The sequence below is a fragment of the Pandoraea oxalativorans genome (assembly GCF_000972785.3).
Taxonomy (GTDB): Bacteria; Pseudomonadota; Gammaproteobacteria; order Burkholderiales; family Burkholderiaceae; genus Pandoraea; species Pandoraea oxalativorans.
Map to the genome: position 1 here is coordinate 4,559,058 of NZ_CP011253.3, position 17,722 is coordinate 4,576,779.

At 63.6% G+C, this 17,722-nt stretch carries 15 protein-coding genes and 1 tRNA gene; 9 read left to right on the forward strand and 7 right to left on the reverse strand.

The genetic code is table 11. From position 1 onward, the window contains the following. Positions 1 to 227 precede the first annotated feature (227 nt). The gene (locus tag MB84_RS20060; RefSeq protein ID WP_169835030.1) at positions 228 to 1,199 is read right to left on the reverse strand and encodes a phosphatase PAP2 family protein; all 972 of its coding nucleotides are present in this window, start codon (positions 1,197 to 1,199) and stop codon (positions 228 to 230) included. 588 nt (positions 1,200 to 1,787) lie between these two features. Between MB84_RS20060 and MB84_RS20065 the strand changes: the two genes are divergently transcribed. After that, positions 1,788 to 3,155: a DUF1214 domain-containing protein gene (locus MB84_RS20065; protein ID WP_065225810.1), complete on the forward strand. Its 1,368-nt coding sequence runs from the start codon at positions 1,788 to 1,790 to the stop codon at positions 3,153 to 3,155. Positions 3,156 to 3,684: 529 nt separating this feature from the next. Here the strand turns inward: MB84_RS20065 and MB84_RS20070 are convergent. Beyond that, positions 3,685 to 3,769: transfer RNA gene (locus tag MB84_RS20070), tRNA-Leu, on the reverse strand. Positions 3,770 to 3,861: 92 nt separating this feature from the next. Here MB84_RS20070 and MB84_RS20075 point away from each other — a divergent pair. The 5 genes from MB84_RS20075 to MB84_RS20095 all read left to right on the forward strand — a co-directional run bounded on the left by MB84_RS20075 (position 3,862) and on the right by MB84_RS20095 (position 8,289). Continuing rightward, on the forward strand, positions 3,862 to 4,086 hold the full coding sequence (locus tag MB84_RS20075) for a hypothetical protein (protein ID WP_046293040.1): 225 nt from the start codon (positions 3,862 to 3,864) through the stop codon (positions 4,084 to 4,086). Further along, positions 4,083 to 4,574 carry a chromate transporter gene (locus tag MB84_RS20080; RefSeq protein ID WP_084009892.1) on the forward strand — a complete coding sequence of 164 codons (492 nt, stop codon included), beginning with the start codon at positions 4,083 to 4,085 and terminating at the stop codon, positions 4,572 to 4,574. Before MB84_RS20075 ends, MB84_RS20080 begins: the two co-directional genes overlap by 4 nt. A 286-nt stretch (positions 4,575 to 4,860) precedes the next feature. After that, positions 4,861 to 6,120, forward strand: coding sequence for an ergothioneine biosynthesis protein EgtB (gene egtB, locus MB84_RS20085; protein WP_046293041.1), 1,260 nt, complete (start codon positions 4,861 to 4,863; stop codon positions 6,118 to 6,120). Next, the gene (egtD, locus tag MB84_RS20090) at positions 6,120 to 7,112 is read left to right on the forward strand and encodes an L-histidine N(alpha)-methyltransferase (protein ID WP_046293042.1); all 993 of its coding nucleotides are present in this window, start codon (positions 6,120 to 6,122) and stop codon (positions 7,110 to 7,112) included. The genes egtB and egtD overlap by 1 nt, the downstream gene beginning before the upstream one ends. A 349-nt stretch (positions 7,113 to 7,461) precedes the next feature. Further along, positions 7,462 to 8,289, forward strand: a complete 828-nt coding sequence (locus MB84_RS20095) for a DUF4088 family protein (protein ID WP_046293043.1) — start codon at positions 7,462 to 7,464, stop codon at positions 8,287 to 8,289. Between the two features lie 36 nt (positions 8,290 to 8,325). On the opposite strand, the gene MB84_RS20100 is transcribed toward MB84_RS20095, so the two are convergent. After that, the gene (locus MB84_RS20100; protein ID WP_046294042.1) at positions 8,326 to 9,219 is read right to left on the reverse strand and encodes a DMT family transporter; all 894 of its coding nucleotides are present in this window, start codon (positions 9,217 to 9,219) and stop codon (positions 8,326 to 8,328) included. A 126-nt stretch (positions 9,220 to 9,345) separates the two neighbouring features. Further along, positions 9,346 to 10,248 (reverse strand): hypothetical protein, encoded by a 903-nt coding sequence (locus MB84_RS20105; protein ID WP_046293044.1) that lies wholly within the window; start codon positions 10,246 to 10,248, stop codon positions 9,346 to 9,348. An 813-nt stretch (positions 10,249 to 11,061) separates the two neighbouring features. On the opposite strand from MB84_RS20105, the gene MB84_RS20115 reads away from it, so the two are divergent. Continuing rightward, positions 11,062 to 11,538 carry a nitrate reductase associated protein gene (locus MB84_RS20115; protein ID WP_046293046.1) on the forward strand — a complete coding sequence of 159 codons (477 nt, stop codon included), beginning with the start codon at positions 11,062 to 11,064 and terminating at the stop codon, positions 11,536 to 11,538. A gap of 38 nt (positions 11,539 to 11,576) precedes the next feature. On the opposite strand, the gene garD is transcribed toward MB84_RS20115, so the two are convergent. After that, positions 11,577 to 13,163: a galactarate dehydratase gene (gene garD, locus MB84_RS20120; protein WP_046294043.1), complete on the reverse strand. Its 1,587-nt coding sequence runs from the start codon at positions 13,161 to 13,163 to the stop codon at positions 11,577 to 11,579. Between the two features lie 380 nt (positions 13,164 to 13,543). On the opposite strand from garD, the gene kdgD reads away from it, so the two are divergent. Further along, complete coding sequence (gene kdgD / locus MB84_RS20125) at positions 13,544 to 14,455, forward strand: 5-dehydro-4-deoxyglucarate dehydratase (RefSeq protein WP_046293047.1); 912 nt, start codon at positions 13,544 to 13,546, stop codon at positions 14,453 to 14,455. Positions 14,456 to 14,465: 10 nt separating this feature from the next. After that, positions 14,466 to 16,040, forward strand: a complete 1,575-nt coding sequence (locus MB84_RS20130; RefSeq protein ID WP_046293048.1) for an aldehyde dehydrogenase (NADP(+)) — start codon at positions 14,466 to 14,468, stop codon at positions 16,038 to 16,040. 83 nt (positions 16,041 to 16,123) lie between these two features. Here the strand turns inward: MB84_RS20130 and MB84_RS20135 are convergent, their stop codons facing one another. Together MB84_RS20135 and MB84_RS20140 are read right to left on the reverse strand one after the other, a co-directional pair. After that, positions 16,124 to 17,125: an anti-sigma factor family protein gene (locus MB84_RS20135; RefSeq protein ID WP_046293049.1), complete on the reverse strand. Its 1,002-nt coding sequence runs from the start codon at positions 17,123 to 17,125 to the stop codon at positions 16,124 to 16,126. Then, positions 17,125 to 17,697, reverse strand: a complete 573-nt coding sequence (locus MB84_RS20140) for an RNA polymerase sigma factor (RefSeq protein WP_046293050.1) — start codon at positions 17,695 to 17,697, stop codon at positions 17,125 to 17,127. The genes MB84_RS20135 and MB84_RS20140 overlap by 1 nt, the downstream gene beginning before the upstream one ends. Positions 17,698 to 17,722: the final 25 nt, after the last annotated feature.

The following is a 17,722-nucleotide window of genomic DNA, read 5'->3' on the forward strand; positions in this document are numbered from 1 at the left end:
TGTTTGGGTCGATACACCACTTGCAAGACCATTTCCGCCGCAAAAATGCAGGCGCATCAGTCGGTATCGCCGCGCCCAATCGATTTGCACGGGAATGGACTCCCCGACTGCAAATTTCGATGCACATCCGGTGCACGGAGACGCAAAAATAGCCTTCTTAAGCTACTTTTAACTACGCTGTTGCACAGTGGCTGGGACGAGACTCCGGAGGGAGAAAGCGTGATGGCCTAAACGTCGCTTGCAGCTTGAGATCCATTGCCAGCGGCTATGGCCAGTCCGAGGTCGTTCCGTGATTGACGGGCAACAAACCTTGCTGCCATGCAAATTGAAACGAGAGCCACCGCGAGGCCGCCGACGACGTCAGTCAAATAGTGCCCACCACGCGCCGGAGTAGACGCCAGCATTAACGCGTTCAAGGGTAAAAATAGAAGGAAAAGAAGCTTCAATCGACGCGCCGCGTACGGAATCAGGACAGCTAAAACCGCGTGAAAAGAGGGAAACGAGACGAGACCTTGCATCGTTCCAAATGACAGTTCACGCATCCTGCCGGAACGGAAGTCGCTGAAATCAGAGACGGAGGCCGTGGCCCCAACATCCGAGACATGGTAGTGAGTAAAGGCGCTCTCGGCAGGAAACGGCGTCGCTATGATCACAACGATCAAAGCCGCAATCATGAACTGAACAACGAACTCTGCGTAATGTTCGACCTTCCCCGCAATGATGAGCACGAATGGCAGCAAAACCATTTGAAGGAACAATGAATCGTAAGCCGCTCCGAGCGCCATTTCGAGCGCCCCGTTACTATGGATCGCCGAATAAATGAGCGGCCAATGAATTCCAAAGGTTTCATCGACTGAAATCAGTACATCTGAAATATCCGGAGCGCCCAGGGATACTGACAAATACTGAAGCACTGTCGCACCGCACGTGAACGCAGCCAGGCTCGTTATCCACAGGATACCTAACGCTGAGTCATGGTAGAAACGACCGCGCGCTGTACCGCTTAACTTTAAATTTACTGACACAAGGACTAAGCCCCAGGCAACCAGCAAGCCAAAGCAGCCGCGCGAGGCAACCCACCATATTTCGCTTAACCTGAGAGACAAGCCTATTTGTCTCCCCCAAGCAAAGTCCACCACAACCAGAACACAATTTAATATCCACGTTGCCTTGAAAACCGCCCAAGTTTTCCACGGCATCGACATCCCCCTTTTTTTGGAATACGCAGTAATTTTTCAAACACGAACCCGTGGACGAATATTAGTCGAGATCGATATAAGGGGTAATATCCAGATGACGACCGATACGGACGCTCGTCGAATATAGATTGCGGCGTCGCTATACCCGTCTGGTCAGAAATTCCAAATCGATGTGATTCGCTCCCTCCGAACGGGTTCAGGCTCTCGAAAGAATCTCACCGCGCGCGTCGGAGAAGGATTAGGCCTGCCAGGGATCAGAACCCTATAACCAATTAGATCAACAAAATAACGTCAATCGGCGCACGTTCGGTGCACCGCTGCGAGAGTTTTCACCGGGGGAAATTGGTCTTCTCGGGCGTCCGTTTCCGACCCGCTTAGCCGTTCAACGTCTAAGCGGGCACTTTCGGTGTGGGCCGGATTTGGCCGTCGTCTGTCCGCATACGTACCCGATCAAACTCAAGCATTCCCTGTGCAAAGAATAGAAATTACTTCTTATAGTAAAACGCTTGCAGACGAAGCACTCCTGAATAGAATGATGTCGACCGCTTGCTAAACGGCCCTGGGCTTCCTCACTCGGAGGGCGATGTCATGAAGGTTCGTCATACGATTCTTGCGTTCGCGATTTACTTAGTTTTGATCGCATCGGCCTCCGCACAAAGTCCAGCCGAAGGCAAGGCCAGACACCCTCAGGCAACTGCGCCTTCATTGACGCCAGCAATCGCGGACGAGCAGATCAGCAAGGCTTACATTTACCTGCTCGGGCGCCTGCTGGTCGCCCGCCAGGAACAGTTGGATTTCAAGAGCGGTTTTCGCTGGAATGAACTGCTGCATCGCGCGCCCGGCGCGGTCGACTGGCCGAATCCGAATCTCGACGTCGCCTATTCAGAAGCGTGGATTGCTGTCGATGACACCCACTGCGCTGTCATCTCGGTGCCGAAAATCGAGGGCCGATACTTTACCGTGCAGCTGCTGGACGGCTGGGGGGAAACGCTCGCCAATATCAACGAACGTTTGTATCCCAGCAAGTCTTCAGGGGAGTTTGCGTTCTGCCATGTCGACGCAGACGTCCGTCTTCCCGAGGGCGTCCGTCGAATTGACATTCCCGTAAAGCAAGCACGCATGCTCACACGTGTCGCGCTCGGCACTGACCGCGAAGGCGCGATTGCCCTCCAGCACAGATTCACCCTCTCCTCGACAGGGCCCGTACGGCCACCTGACATTCCGAAAACGCTCATCTTCGATGACACAACGTTTCCGGGTGTCGAAGCATTTGATTCTGCAAATGCGGCATTGGACAGCGAGGCTGACCGGAATCCCGGATTTCGCGAGATGCAGGCTCTCGTTCGCCGCATCGCCAGCGCGGCACAAATGCCGGAAGAGCGCACTCGAATTGATCGCGTGATTCGCACACAGGCGTTCAGGGAATTGGCCAGTGCTGGCGACATCATTGGACACGGCAGCATACGTAACAGTTGGGCGCGACCGTCTGTCGTCGGCGAATACAGCACCGATTACCTGACGCGCACATTGGTGAATCGTGGTGGCATCTGGGCAAATGTCAAACCGGAGGTGCTCTACTATCGGGCGGCGAAGGATGCCAATGGCATTGAATTGAGCGGCGAGAACGTATATACGCTGACCTTTCCGAAAGCGGCACTGCCCTCCCGATTCGCCACTTGGTTCTGGTCCGTGATCGCCGTGGACGCAGCCCGCTACCGTGTCTTGCCGAACGATAAGAAGAAGTATCTTCTCAATGAAGCGGCAGGTCTCACCTATGGCGCAGATGGATCCCTGACGCTCTATTTTGCAGCGGAAAAGCCGGCCGATGCCCCTGAAGGGAACTGGCTTCCTACACCACGCGGCACACGATACAGGCTGACGTTCAGATACTATGGCCCGATCGACGGGGTGGCGAATGGCACCTACTATCCGCCGCCGCTGGTAAGGGTGCGTTGAGTCTCCGTGAGCCCGGGGCCGAACTGCATACCGATCTTGGACGGCTGGAATTACATGGTGCGCCTCTATCGTCCTCGCGCAGAAATGCTCAATGGTAGTTGTTGGAAGTTTCCGGTAGCTGAGCCCGCCAAGTGAACGCTTGAAGCCCACATCCGGCGGCTCAGCGGACACCCGGTGCACCCACTGAAATGTCTGCTCTTGGCCGACTTCAGCCACTAGTACGTCCCGGCGACACGGTGGTTAACGACAAGAAAAAACTATTTCAGATCTGCGCTTAAAAATTCCAGAGCGAACATATAGACGCTCCGCGCGAAAGAAGCTCGCGGCAAACTCCGCGTGAACTTTTTGGTGCAGATTTCGATTTTTGGTGCAGATTTCGATGCAAATCTGGTGCAATGAGCTGCGAAAATAGCCTTCTTGGGCTACTTTTGACCACGCTATTGCACGGCTGCTGGGACGGGACATCCAATACAAGCCCCCGAAATTACAGGAATGCCTGTGTCTGGCGTGATGCGGCTCGAAGCCTTAGTGGTGCCGGGGACCGGACTTGAACCGGCAAGCCCGAAGGCGGCGGATTTTAAGTCCGCTATGTTTACCAATTTCATCACCCCGGCAAGGGCACGCATTCTAACATCCCCCACCGAGATACGTCAGTTGGGTATCATGGGGGTATGCACGCACTGTGCGCGTCAACGGAGATCGCCCCATGCTGGAGAATCTCGACCGCATCGCCCTGTCGCTCGACGCCATCGAAACCGCCGCCCGCGACGTCGCCATGCATTCCCCCCAGAACGCGCAAGCCCTATACACCGCGCTCATGGAAATCCGTAACGCCATCGCACTCGTCGCTCAGGAAGTCGTGCGCCTCGAACACGAACTCCACGGCCCCCTTCAAGGCCACCCCCACGCCTCCGGCAACGGACAATCGTGACATCCCACGTTTCCCCGCCGTCCGACGCCTCACACCCCGCGTCGTCAGTCCCCGACTCCACCTCTCCCAATCCCACCGAACACCCCTCCTGCTGGGACCTTGCGCTCGCCTTCGGCACCGTCGGTGCGACAGGCTTCGGCGGTGTCCTGCCCTGGGCGCGCCGGATGGTCGTCGACCAACGCCGCTGGCTCACCGACCGGGAATTCGCTGAACTGCTCCCGCTCGCGCAACTCCTGCCCGGTCCCAATGTCGCCAATATCGCCACCGTCCTCGGTCGTCGCTTCCGCGGTCCGCGAGGGGCCGCCGCTGCCGTCGCGGGTCTTTACTTCTGCCCCACCATCGTCATCATCCCGATCGGCTTCGCCTACGCCAAGTGGGGACAGACGCCGCTCGTCCAGCATCTGCTTTCCGGCCTGATGCCTGCGGCAACAGGCCTCGTCATCGCAACGTCGGTACGCCTTGTCGGCCTCACCGGCTGGTTGATGTAGGCATCCTCCGACACGGCGCTCAGGCTTGTGGCGCGCGGCGATGCAGGTAGACGACCGCGAGCGTCAACCGACGTTACGAACCGTCACATACTGGCCCCAAACTGGGGGTACATGACGCCCCGGCAACAGGTCTACAATAGGCAGCACGTTTCACAACACGGTGTGTCCCCGGATATTTCCTATGACCGTCCCCTGTTGTACGTCGCAAGCCGAGGCGCCCTCAGGCACCTCCTCCAACGTTTCCCCCTCGCGGACCGCTCGCGATGGGCCGTCCAACAATGCAGCGATGGCCTCGTCGATCACGTCGCCCGTCACGTCCCTGCATGCGCGATTCGACGCCGTGCGTGCCGCCTCCGTCGCTTTCGCACAGGGCCTCTCGGACGCCGACGCCACCGTGCAGTCGATGCCCGACGCGAGCCCCATCAAGTGGCATCTGGCCCACACCACCTGGTTTTTCGAGACGTTTTTGCTGAGCGAATCGAACGCCGCGTCCGGGCGATCTGGACCCCGTTACCGTCCTTACGATCCCCGCTTCGCCTACCTCTTCAACTCGTATTACGAAGCTGCCGGTCCGCGTCATCCGCGTCCGCAGCGCGGGCTGCTCACGCGCCCCACGCTCGACGAAGTGCTCGCCTATCGCCGCCACGTCGACGCTGCCATGCATGGACTCTTGCAACACCCGGATCTCGCGCCCGACACCGTCGCGCTCATCACGCTCGGCCTGCATCACGAAGAGCAGCATCAGGAGTTGATGCACACCGACCTGCTGCATCTCTTCGCACAGAATCCGTTGCGTCCCGCCCATCGTCCGCCGTCGGCAGCGCTTCACGCGAGTGCACCGCTGCAATGGATCGAGCACGGCGGCGGACGACATAGCATCGGGCATCCGGGTGACGAGAGCCGTTCGGGCGGCCACTTCGCCTTCGATTGCGAGACGCCCGCCCACGACGTGCTGGTCCGGCCCTTCGCCATCGCGTCGCGCGTGGTGACGAACGGCGAATGGCGCGACTTCATCGAAGACGGCGGCTACCGCATGGCCGGACTCTGGCTCTCCGATGGCTGGGCGACGGTGCAACGCGAAGGCTGGGGGCATCCGCTTTACTGGGAGCTGCACGACGGCGAATGGCAGTCGATGACGCTCGCGGGCATGCAGCCCGTCGACGACGACGCCCCGGTGCAACACGTGAGCTATTTCGAAGCGGACGCCTTCGCGCGCTGGGCGGGCAAGCGTCTGCCGACAGAACAAGAATGGGAGGTGGCGGCGCGCGGCGCAGGCAGCGCGTCGTCCCCTATGCAACCCACGATGGAGCAGCGCTTTGGCCCGGTATGGCAATGGACGGCCAGTCCATACGTCGCATACCCGGGATTCCGGACGGCCTCGGGCGCCGTCGGCGAGTACAACGGCAAGTTCATGTGCGGACAGTTCGTGCTGCGCGGCGGATCGCTCGCCACGCCGCCGGGACACGCACGCGCCACGTACCGTAACTTCTTCTACCCGCATCAGCGCTGGCAGTTCTGCGGCCTGAGGCTCGCGGAGGACCGCTGATGTTGCAAGCTACGCAATCCCAACAAGCCACGGCGTTCGTTTGCCCGTCACTGCCGGAAAACGCCTTTGCCACCGACGTGCTCGCCGGTCTCGGCCATACGCCGAAAACCCTGCCCAGCGCCTGGCTCTACGACCAGCGCGGCAGCGAACTCTTCGAAGAGATCACAGGCCTCGACGAGTATTACCAGACCCGCACCGAAACCGCTCTGCTCGGCGAGTGCGCCGCCGCGATTGCAGATGTTGTGGGACCGAACGCCGTCGTCGTTGAGTTCGGCAGCGGGTCGAGCCGCAAGACGCCCTTGCTGCTCGACGCCCTCGTGACCCCACGCGCGTATGTCCCCGTCGACATTGCCGACGACTTTCTGGACGACGCCGTCGCCACGCTCGCGCGCCGCTGCCCCGGCATTCCGATGCTGCCGGTGCGCGCCGACTTCACCCGCCCGTTCCGCCTGCCGCCGCAGTTGCACGACACGCAAGGCCGGCGCCTCGGCTTTTTCCCCGGCTCGACAATCGGCAACTTCGCCCCCGGACAGGCGGCGGCTTTCCTCGCGCATGTCGGCAAGATGCTCGGCGCGCACCGGCGCATGGTCGTCGGCGTGGACGCGTGCAAGGATCCTGCCGTGCTGTTGCCCGCGTACGACGATGCGCGCGGGGTGACGGCGCAGTTCGATCTGAACGTGCTCGTGCGCATCAACCGCGAACTCGACGGCGACCTGCCGCTGGACGCGTTCCGTCACGAAGCCCGCTTCAACGCGAAGGCCAGCCGCATCGAGATGCATCTGGTCGCACAGCGCGCGTTCTCAGCCACCGTTCTCGGCCATCGCTTCGATTTCTCGGCAGGCGAGTCCATCCATACTGAGAACTCCTACAAGTATGGGCAGACGGAGTTCCGCGCCCTCGCGAACTCCGCTGGCTGGGACATCGAGCGCGTCTGGCTCGACACCCGTTCGCGCTTCGCCGTCTATCTGCTGCGCCCCGCCAACGGCGAGTGACCCGGCGGCCGTCTCCACAAGGCGTTCAAAGAAAATGCGCCCCGAAGGCTAAAGTTTTTACGCCGTTGTGCCGTTGATGCATGCAGACTCATGCTGCCCGCCCCGGACGTGACGAACGTCCGGCGGGACAGCCCATCTCACAGCGCACGGCCATGACCGCAGCGCACCGTTGATACGTATCGCTGCACATGACTTCACGCGCAATGGGGATGCACGTGGCACGGGCTCCGGCGTCTGCGCCTGTGGCCCGCCTCACTTACACGGGCACTCGCACCGACATTCGACCGGCCAACGCGACTTCGCTCGCGTGGGACGCACACGCCATCGCCGCGCCCGGGAGTCGGTCACGATGAGTCGCATCGCCCTTACGCTCTCCGACAGCGCGCTGGCCGACCTGCAAAAGGATTTCGACGCCTTCGTGCGCATCTCCTCTGCCGTCGACCGCCATTTCACGCCGCCGCCCTTCGACGACTTCCTGCGCGCACGCCTGCTCGACAGCACCGTGCCGCTCACGGAAGCCGCCGTCGCCCAACTGCTCGCGGGCGGCCACTACGCGTGGGCCAAGCGCACATTCGACAAGCAGTTTCCGGACGTCGTCTCGATCATCCTCAATCAGGCGCGCCAGCACGGGTTCTATTTCGTCTCACGCCCGGAATGGTCGCGCGAAGACATGGCGCGTCAGGCTAGCCGCTGGGCCGAAGGCATCGTGAGGGAAGCAAAAGGCGAGGAGCGCATCGTGGAATCGCTCGCCGGTCAGATCGTGACGTCGGCGCAGGACCTGCGAACGCTGGAGGCCACGTTGCAAACGCCCGCATGGCGCACCGCGTCGGTGCTGCGCGAACGCGTGTTCGAAGCCAAGCGTGCAGTGGAGACCGCCCGCTCGCTGCAAGCCCGCGAAAAGCTTGGCGAGCTGCGAGCGCTGCTCGATCTCGCCGTCATTTACGGCTCGGTCGGCGCTCAGGAAGCGGATCAGATTCTGGAGTATCTGGGCGTGCTGCGCCCCGAATTGTTCAACGACGATCCGGGCGTCCTCGAGCGCATCGCCGCGTGGCTGCGACGCCTGCTCACGCCGAGCGTGCCGCGCCCCGCGCCCACGCAGGACGTTCAGGTGCCGACGCTTGGCACCGAAGCATCGCACCCGAGCGCCGACGCCCTGCAAACGCCCGTCCCACGCTAAGCCGTTTCAGGCGCGACGGGCGCACAATCCTCAACGTCAGCGGTTAAAGATCAGCGCCACCCCGGCGCTGGCGATCAGCGCGCCCCACCAGGCGCCCGCCGCCGGACGCTGCCGGGTGCGAATCCACAGCAACGGCAACACCATCACCGGCGTGGTCGCCGAGAGCGTCGCGATGACGCCCGTGTTGCCGTGCCCCATGCCATACAGCAGCAACGTCATGCCGACGGCCACGCCGACAAAACCGGAAGCCGCCGTGAGCGCCAGCGTGCCCGGCGTAAAGTCCGAGAAGATGCCTCGCCCGCGTCGTGCCGCAAGGATCGTCAGCCCGAGCGCCGACACGCCCACGCGCACCGCCGACGCGCCCACCGGGTCCATACCAGCCGCCATCACGGGCTTGGCGATGAGCGTGCCGATCGAGTGGCACAGCGCCGCCGTCAGCCCGATGGCGACCCCGACGCGCACGTCGCCGCGTACCGACTCCCAGTGGTGTGCATCCTCACGACGGCCGCCGAAGGCGATGGCGAGCGCCACGCCCGCCGTCACCAGCGCAACGCCCGCGACCGCCTGCCAGCCCAGCGCTTCGCCCAGCCAGAAGTAACCGAGTACGGCCGTCATCGGCGCATTGGTGGCGAAGACGATGGAGTTGCGGCGCGGCCCCAGGCGTCCGAGCGACGTGTAGAGAATCGTGTCGCCCACGAGAATGCCGATCAGCCCCGACGCGGTTAGCCGCAACCACTGCTCAAGCGACAGCGATGGCCAGCCGCGCAGCACCGCGAGTGCGAACAGCAGCATCGCGAAAACCAGCAGCATGCGGGCGTAGTTGAAGGGGAACGAACCGGCCTGACGGACAGGCGTGATGGCGATCATGCCGCTGCAAGCCCAGCAAAGGGCGGCACCGAGCGCGGCGAGGTAGGCGAGTTGGGTTGTCATGGTCAGGGGGCGGACGGCGCCGAGCCGCAACCGCCCCCGCCGTTGGGACGCCATTATACGAGTGACATGCCCCAATCGGGGGCATGCGTTGCTCGTCGACCTCAGGACTACACAACCCTTCGCTCGTCAGAGTTCTTCGTCGAGCCGATGCAACGCGTCGAACATCGCCCGATACGCCGCCGCAACACCGTACGCGCCGCGCAACATGCGCAACCGCGACGTCACGTCCGGCTCGCCCGCGTCTTCCACCCATTGCGCGAGCAACGCCGTGCCGCCGCACACGCTCGCGTCATGACGGGCATGTGCGCAGACGGCCGCGAAGCCGTCGGCCGCCGACGGATAGCGCTGCGCGAGCGCCTCGAACTGCGCTTCGATCTCGCTGGCTGCGCGCACCGTTGCGGGCGCCTGACACAGCGCACAACATCCGACGTAAGCGGGCATGTCGCCCGCCGCGCCGATGATGAAGTCGATCAACGCGTGCGTCGCGTCGAAGGCGCCGCTGTCCAGAAACGTGCGCGCCGCCGGACCGCATCGCAACAGCCCTGCGGCCAGCATCGTCGCCTGACCGCGCTGCTCCCGGTACTGACGCAGCAGCAGCGGCCGCAGCGCCGCGTCGGTGCAGCGCTCCACGGCAATGCGATTGTGGACGTCGGCACCTGCCGCGCGATGGTAGAGCTGTGCGATAAACGCCAGGACCTGAATGTCGCTCGACTCGCCCGCGAGGAAACGCGTCCAGAACGGGGCCGCGAAAATGCCGCGCACCCATGCGTCGCAGATCCGCCCGAACGCGGGCACGATGTCCTGACTGCCACGAGGTGTTGCAGGCAACACCTGCACCAGTGCTTCGTCGACAAGCGTTGCCAGCCAAGTCCCGGGCACCGGCGCGCGCGCCAGCAACACACCATGCCTCATGCGTTCGAGCCACGACGCCGTGTCGACGGGGGTCTCGTGCAGCGTGCACGACACTTCATAGGACGACACAGTCACGGCGTCCGGCGCGCATGTCCATTGCGCGTGCGGCGAAGCCATCACCCACACCGCTCCCCCCGCAGACACCGATGTCTCTCCGCCCGCATCGTCTGGCGCGTGTGACACAGGGTGAGTTGCAATGGCGCTCATCGGACGATGGCTCCGAGCAGCGTCAGACATTCGGGCGCGACGCTGCGCACCACCTCCACCCTCAGCGGGCAGCCGCCATCGCCGCCCATGCCCGGCGGCTGTGCGGCCTCGACCACCGCCGGGCGACGGCTCGTTCGCGGCTTATTGCGTACCGCGCTGGCACGGCTCGCAGGCTCCGACACCTCGGGCGACGCGGCTAAGCCGTGCGACGTTGACGCCTTGGGCGACTCCAGAACTACGGGAAGAAATGGGAAAGGCATGGGCAACGCATCAGACGTACGGGGTGGCATGTCGGCTCCTGTCGGCGGTGGATCGGGAATGGACCGGAATGGATCGGCAGAACGCCTACCTTAGGAAATCCGGACGGCCTTGGGAAAGAACCGAATCTCTAGGACGCTTCACATCGCAGGGGATGTGAACTGTCCGAAAACGCTGGGCTGCCGCTCAACGACAGCCTTTCCGTGCTACGAGACGTCTGGCAAAACGATGGAATTTTTCAGTGTTCGCCCGAGCGCTTTTGAGAGTTTTCCCAAGAACAATCGGCAATTTTGGAAAGACAACACCTGCCAGGGGGACGTCGAAAGCGGAGCCACATCGGCCAGATCTCCGCGTCGATGCGTCGCCATGCCGCATCGTCACGCGCCCGCCGCGTCCGCAATCGCCCTCGGGGCGCGAGTACAATCGGTTCGCATGCGATACGTCGCCACACAAGGAGTGACAGTCATGCACCTTTACCAGCGTCTGCCGATGTTTGTTTTCGAAATTGAAGCTTGCGAAAACCTCAAATACATCACGATGGCGATTCGCTTCAATCTGGATCGTAACGGCCAGCATCTGTCGCTGGCGGACTGGCAGCGCCTGCCTCAGGAAGCGCGCGAGACGCTCGCGTCGTGCGTGCCGGGTGACGAAGATTTTGGGGCGCGTCTGGACGAGATCGCGCGCGATCATCTCGGGCAGGCCGTCGCGCGCAGTGTCGACGCCGCCTCCACGGCCTGGCAGGACATGAACGCCCTGCCGCCGGGCTTGCTCAAGCAGTGCGAGATGGCCGACCTGCTTGCGCCGGACGTCGGCGACTGGGGCACGCTCACGCCGTTTCGCCGCTATGTCCTCGCGAAGCTGTCGCGGCGTGACACGCTCAACCACTGCTTCGTGCCCGCCATGCTTGAGTTCGGACTCGCGCAAACGCAAGCCGACCTCTGAGTCTCACGCCCGCGCACCGACACATCGACGCGCCGGTCTCAGGTCACCGGCGCGGGGTTGAACAACGTGAGCGCGTTATGCAGCCCCCATCGCTCGGCCCACGTTTTTTCACCGCTTGCGACGGCCAGCATCAGGTGGAACAACTGCCAGCCCACGTCTTCGATGGTGGCCTCGCCCGTGGCGATACGTCCGGCGTCCACATCCATCAGATCGTGCCAGCGACGCGCCAGATCCGAGCGCGTCGCCACCTTGATGACGGGCACTTCGGCGAGTCCGTAAGGCGTCCCGCGTCCGGTCGTGAACACATGCAAGTTGATGCCCGCGGCCAGTTGCAGCGTGCCGCAGATGAAATCGCTCGCGGGCGTCGCCGCGTAGATCAGCCCGCGCTGGCGTTCGCGGTCGAGCTTCGCGCCGGGTGAAATCACGCCGTGAATCGGCCCGCTGCCCGACTTCACAATCGACCCCATCGCCTTCTCGACGATATTGGACAACCCGCCGCGCTTGTTGCCCGGCGTGGTGTTGGCGCTTCGGTCGACGCGCCCACGCTCCAGATACGCGTCGTACCAGGCCATCTCGCGAATCATCGCCTCGGCCACTTCCGGCGTGGCCGCGCGTGAGGTCAGTTGGTCGATGCCGTCGCGCACTTCGGTGACTTCGGAGAACATGACCGTCGCGCCCGCGCGCACGAGCAGATCGGTGGCGAAGCCCACGGCCGGATTGGCCGTCACGCCGGAGAACGCGTCGCTGCCTCCGCACTGCACGCCGACGATCAGCTCCGAGGCGGGCACCGTCTCGCGCTGACGCGCATTGAGCCGCTCAAGATGCGTGCGCGCCATGGTCAGGATCGAGTCGATCATCGACAGAAAGCCGACGTGCGCATCGTCCTGAAGACAGACAGTGTCGGGTTTCCCGTCGGCATCGGCGCTCCCGATCGGAATGCTGCCCGCCGGGAGCAGACGCTCCGGCTGCAACTTCTCGCAGCCGAGACTCACGACCATCACTTCGCCGCCGAAGTTGGGATTGGTGGAGATGTTGCGCAGCGTGCGGATCGGGACGATGGCATCCGGTGCGTCGATGGCCACGCCGCAGCCATACGTATGCTCGAGCGCGACGACGTCGTCGACGTTCGGATACTGCGGCAGCAACGTCTCCTTGATGCGTTTGACGGCGAACTCCACCACGCCCGCCACGCACTGCACCGTGGTCGTGATGGCGAGGATGTTGCGCGTGCCGACCGAGCCGTCTGCGCTGCGATAGCCCCTGAACGTGAAGCCGTCGAGCGGCGGCAGTTCGGCAGGCACACGCGTGCTGATCGGCAGACGGTCTAGCGACGGCGCTTCGGGCATCGCGAGGTTCCGCTCGTTGACCCAGCTGCCTGCACTCAGATCGCGCGCCGCGTAGCCGATGACCACACCGTAACGCACCACCGCAGCCCCTGCGGCCAGATCGGTCAGCGCCACCTTGTGGCCCTGCGGCACGGCATCGAGCAGCGTGAGTCCGTCCGCGAACCGACTGCCGGCGGGCAGGCCGCCGTCGTTCACCACAATGGCGACGTTATCCTCCGCCTGCATCCGAATGTAGCGCGGCGCGTTTTTCCCGCCAGCCGTCTCCTGCGTTGCTGCCATGTCCTTCACCTCTTCCCTCTCATCCTGCCAGCCCCCGCGTTTCACGACGTTCGCCTTTTTCCCTGCCTGCGATCTGTCGCTTCCCCCGGGCCATGGCACAAAAACCACGGGCAGTCGTTGATGTTCGCTCAACCACCCGTCACTTATGCGTCATCATACATCTAGATATCGAGCAATGCGTGGCTTTACGGGCCTCTGCACGAATCGGGAAAAACCCTTCCCACGCCTTTTGCGGGTTTATCCCACTGCCATTCGACAGACCACCCTCTTGTTCGACTTCAACACATGTTATACGATGACATATAACTCAGCGCCGAGCGCTGGTTGAGCGCCTCCTTTATTCATCGAATCCGGCCCATCAGCCGACAGGAACTCTTGAAATGACTGCACCTCAAGAACTCAAGCAAATCGTCTCGGACGGCTTGTTGTCTTTCCCCGTGACCGACTTCGACGCAATCGGCGACTTCAATGCACGCGGCTACGCCGAGCGTCTGGAGTGGCTCGCGCCGTTCGGCGCGACGGCGCTCTTCGCGGCGGGCGGCACGGGCGAATTCTTCTCGCTCACGCCGCAGGATTACAGCGCCGTCATCAAGACGGCCGTCGACACGTGTGCTGGCAAGGTGCCAATTCTCGCGGGCGCAGGCGGGCCGACCCGTCTGGCCATCGAATACGCGAAGGAAGCCGAGCGTCTGGGCGCAAAGGGTGTGCTGCTCATGCCGCACTACCTGACGGAAGCCAGTCTCGACGGCATTGCCGCGCACGTCGAACAGGTCTGCAAGGCCGTGAACATCGGCGTGATCGTCTACAACCGAGCGAACTCGAAGCTCGGTGCGGACCAACTTGAGCGTCTGGCCGAAAACTGCCCGAACCTGATCGGTTTCAAGGACGGCGTGGGCGACATCGAGCGCATGGTGCAGATCCGTCGTCGCATGGGCGATCGCTTCTCCTATCTGGGCGGCCTGCCGACGGCCGAAGTCTATGCAGCGGCCTACCGCGCGCTGGGCGTGCCGGTGTATTCGTCGGCCGTGTTCAACTTCATTCCGAAGACGGCCATGAAGTTCTATCGCGCCGTGTGCAACAACGATCAGGAGACCATCGGCCACCTGCTCGACACGTTCTTCCTGCCGTATCTGGAGATTCGCAACCGTCGCGCGGGATACGCCGTGAGCATCGTCAAGGCGGGTGCCAGGCTGGTCGGCCGCGACGCCGGTCCGGTGCGCGCACCGCTGACCGACCTGCTGCCGGACGAACTCGCCGCGCTCGACGCGCTCATCAAGAAGGTCGAAGGCTAAGGGGCGCCGCATGCACATCACCGGTGAGATGTTGATCGGCCGCGCCGACGTGCGCGGCAGTGCGGGAACGCTCGAAGCGTTCGACCCGTCGCGTGGCGAACGCCTGACGCCGTCGTTCGGCGCGGGCACCGTGCAGGACGTCGAGCGGGCTTGCGAACTGGCGCGCGCAGCGTTCGATCCGTTTCGCGCGTTGCCGCTGGCGAAGCGCGCCGAATTTCTGGAAGCGGTCGCACAGGCCATCCTGGATCTGGGCGACGCCCTGATCGAACGCGCACACGCCGAGACCGGCCTGCCCGTCGCGCGTCTGCAAGGCGAGCGCGGACGCACCGTCGGTCAGTTACGGATGTTCGCCCGCGTGGTGCGCGACGGACATTTCCTCGACGCCACCATCGACCCCGCACAACCGGCTCGCGAACCGCTGCCGCGCAGCGACCTGCGTCTGGCGAAGATCGGCCTCGGTCCGGTGGCGGTGTTCGGCGCGAGCAACTTCCCGCTGGCGTTCTCCGTCGCGGGCGGCGATACGGCGTCGGCATTCGCGGCGGGCTGCCCGGTGATCGTAAAGGCGCACTCCGCACATTTGGGGACGTCGGAACTCGTGGCACGCGCCGTTCGCTCGGCCGTGCAGAAGCTCGATCTGCCGGAAGGCGTGTTCTCGCTGCTCGTTGGCGAACGTGCCGTGGGCGAGGCGCTGGTGGCGCATCCCGCGATCGCGGCCGTCGGCTTCACCGGTTCGCGTAATGGCGGTCTCGCACTGCAACGCATCGCACAGTCGCGCGCGGTGCCGATTCCCGTATACGCCGAGATGAGCAGCATCAACCCGGTGTACCTGTTGCCCGAAGCGCTGGCTGCACGCGGCGATGCCATCGCAAAGGGATTCGTCGATTCGCTGACGATGGGCGTCGGTCAGTTCTGCACGAACCCGGGGCTGGTACTGGGCCTCGCAGGCGACGCGCTCGAACGTTTCTGCCAGACCGCCTCCGATGCGCTGACGGCCAAGGCCGCAGGCACCATGCTCACGCCAGGCATTCATCAGGCCTACGACAAGGGTGTCGCGCGTCTGACCAACGAGCCGAACGTGACGCTCGTCGCACGCGGTCAGGCGGGCGGCGCATGTCAGGCGCAGGCGGCCCTGTTCCGTACGACGGCCGCCGAGTTTCTCGCCACGCCTGCACTGCACGACGAAATGTTCGGGCCTGCGTCGGTCGTGATCGCTTGCAACACCGTCGACGAAATGATCGCCATCACGGAACGTCTGGAAGGTCAGTTGACGGCCACGCTGCAACTCGACGCTGACGACACCACGAACGCGCGCCGCCTGCTGCCGAGTCTGGAGCGTCGCGCCGGACGCATTCTCGCCAACGGCTTCCCGACGGGCGTCGAAGTGTGTCACGCGATGGTGCACGGCGGCCCGTTCCCGGCAACGTCGAACGCGATGTTCACGTCCGTCGGCGCATCGGCGATCGATCGTTTCCTGCGTCCCGTCTGCTATCAGGATCTGCCGGACGCCCTGCTGCCCGAAGCGTTGCAGGAAGCGAATCCGCTCGGTTTGTGGCGACTTCGCGATGGCGCGCTCGCGCAAGCGTAATCGCAATCGCTGTCCCGCAATGGCAAACGCCCTCGGATCGAGGGCGTTTGCTTTGGTGCGACGTGCGAATAACACGACTGTCGTTATGAGGCCTTATGCGGCGACGGTACGTCCGGCAGCATCAACATGCCGTACAGCGGCGCGACGGGACCGTCGGCCAGTGCTTTCGCCACCGCCTCGAGATCGGTCGACCCCGGCGCACCGATGAGCGCGTAGCCGATCTGTCCCTTGCGCCACGTCACCACGCCCATCTTGTCGATCTGCTGTTCCGCCACGCTCTGATCGGGACGCGTATCGCGCACCACACACAGCGCCACGGGATCGCCCGTCGCCGGGAGATACACCATCTGCACCAGCGCACGGTCCTGCCAGCGCAGACGCTGCACGCGCTTGAACGTCAGGCCCTGCGAGCGCAGGTCGGGCACGCTGATGTCGAGCTTGTCGTTCTGACGAATCTCGCCGACGGTGCGCTCGGTGTCGCTGTCGTCGACGTGGATCGACGCCACCGTGTCACGCGCATACAACTGCTGATACTCCGCGGCGGCGCGCACCCACGTCCGGCCCTGTGCGGGCGCAGGGGCGACAGAGGCGGTCATGAAGCCCCCGGCTCCCGAGCGATTCAGCACGCCCGACATCAACGGCAGCGTAATCGCCGTCGCCGCGACACCCGCCGCAAAGGCCGCTGCGAGCCACCACGGACGCACGCGTCGTCCGGCAGGCGCATCGTTGGCAGCGGGCACGTTGTGCGAGGTGTCGACGCGCGCGGGCTGCAACGGCACCGGTGCCGTCGAATTAACGGCGTCGGGCGCGTGAGCGTCCGGTTGAACATCCTGAACGGGCGGCGAGACCTGACGTTGCGCGTGTTCGCGCAGGAGTGCGTCGAGACCCGCGCTCAGCCGCTGCGGCACCGGCGGAATCATTTGCGCTGCGAACGTCTCGCGATACGGCAGACGCGAGGCCCGCAACGACGCGACCGCGTCGGCCAGTTCGGGCGACGCGGCAATGGCCGCTTCCACTTCCGCGCGCTCTGTCGGAGGCAGCGCGTCGTCGACGTAAGCGAGCAGGCGGATATCGTCTTCGTTCATCACGCGTCCTCCTCACGTGCGCCAGCGGCCGCGCCACCACGAAGGGTGCGCTCTGCCGTGCGGGGTTGCCCCTCGGGGTTACGAAACTGGTCGCCGATCGTACGGCGCGCGCGTGACAGACGGCTCATGACCGTGCCGATGGGCACGTCGAGCACGTCGGCCGCCTCCTGATAACTCATACCCTCCACCGCCACGAGCAGCAGCACGAGACGCTGCGCTTCGGGCAGACGATCGACCGCACCGAAGACCTGATGACAACTGGCCAGTTCTTCGGGCGTAGACGCCTGAAAATCGGGAATCGCATCGACGTCGGCTTCATCCCACGCCAGACTGCCGCGCGAACGAACGCGCCGCGCGCGGATCTCGTTGATCCACGTCGTATGCACGATGCTGAACATCCAGCTCAACGCCGAGGATCCCGGCTGCCACTGGTGCACGCGCTCGAGCGCGTGCACGCAAGCGCGTTGCACAAGATCCTCGGCATCATGGCGATCGCCCGTAACGCGCAAGGCGAACGCCCAGAGGCGTGGCAGCAAGCCCGGAAGCAAGCTGGGCAAATCCTGACCGGTCATCGGCGAATTTCCTGGCGGAGGGTGC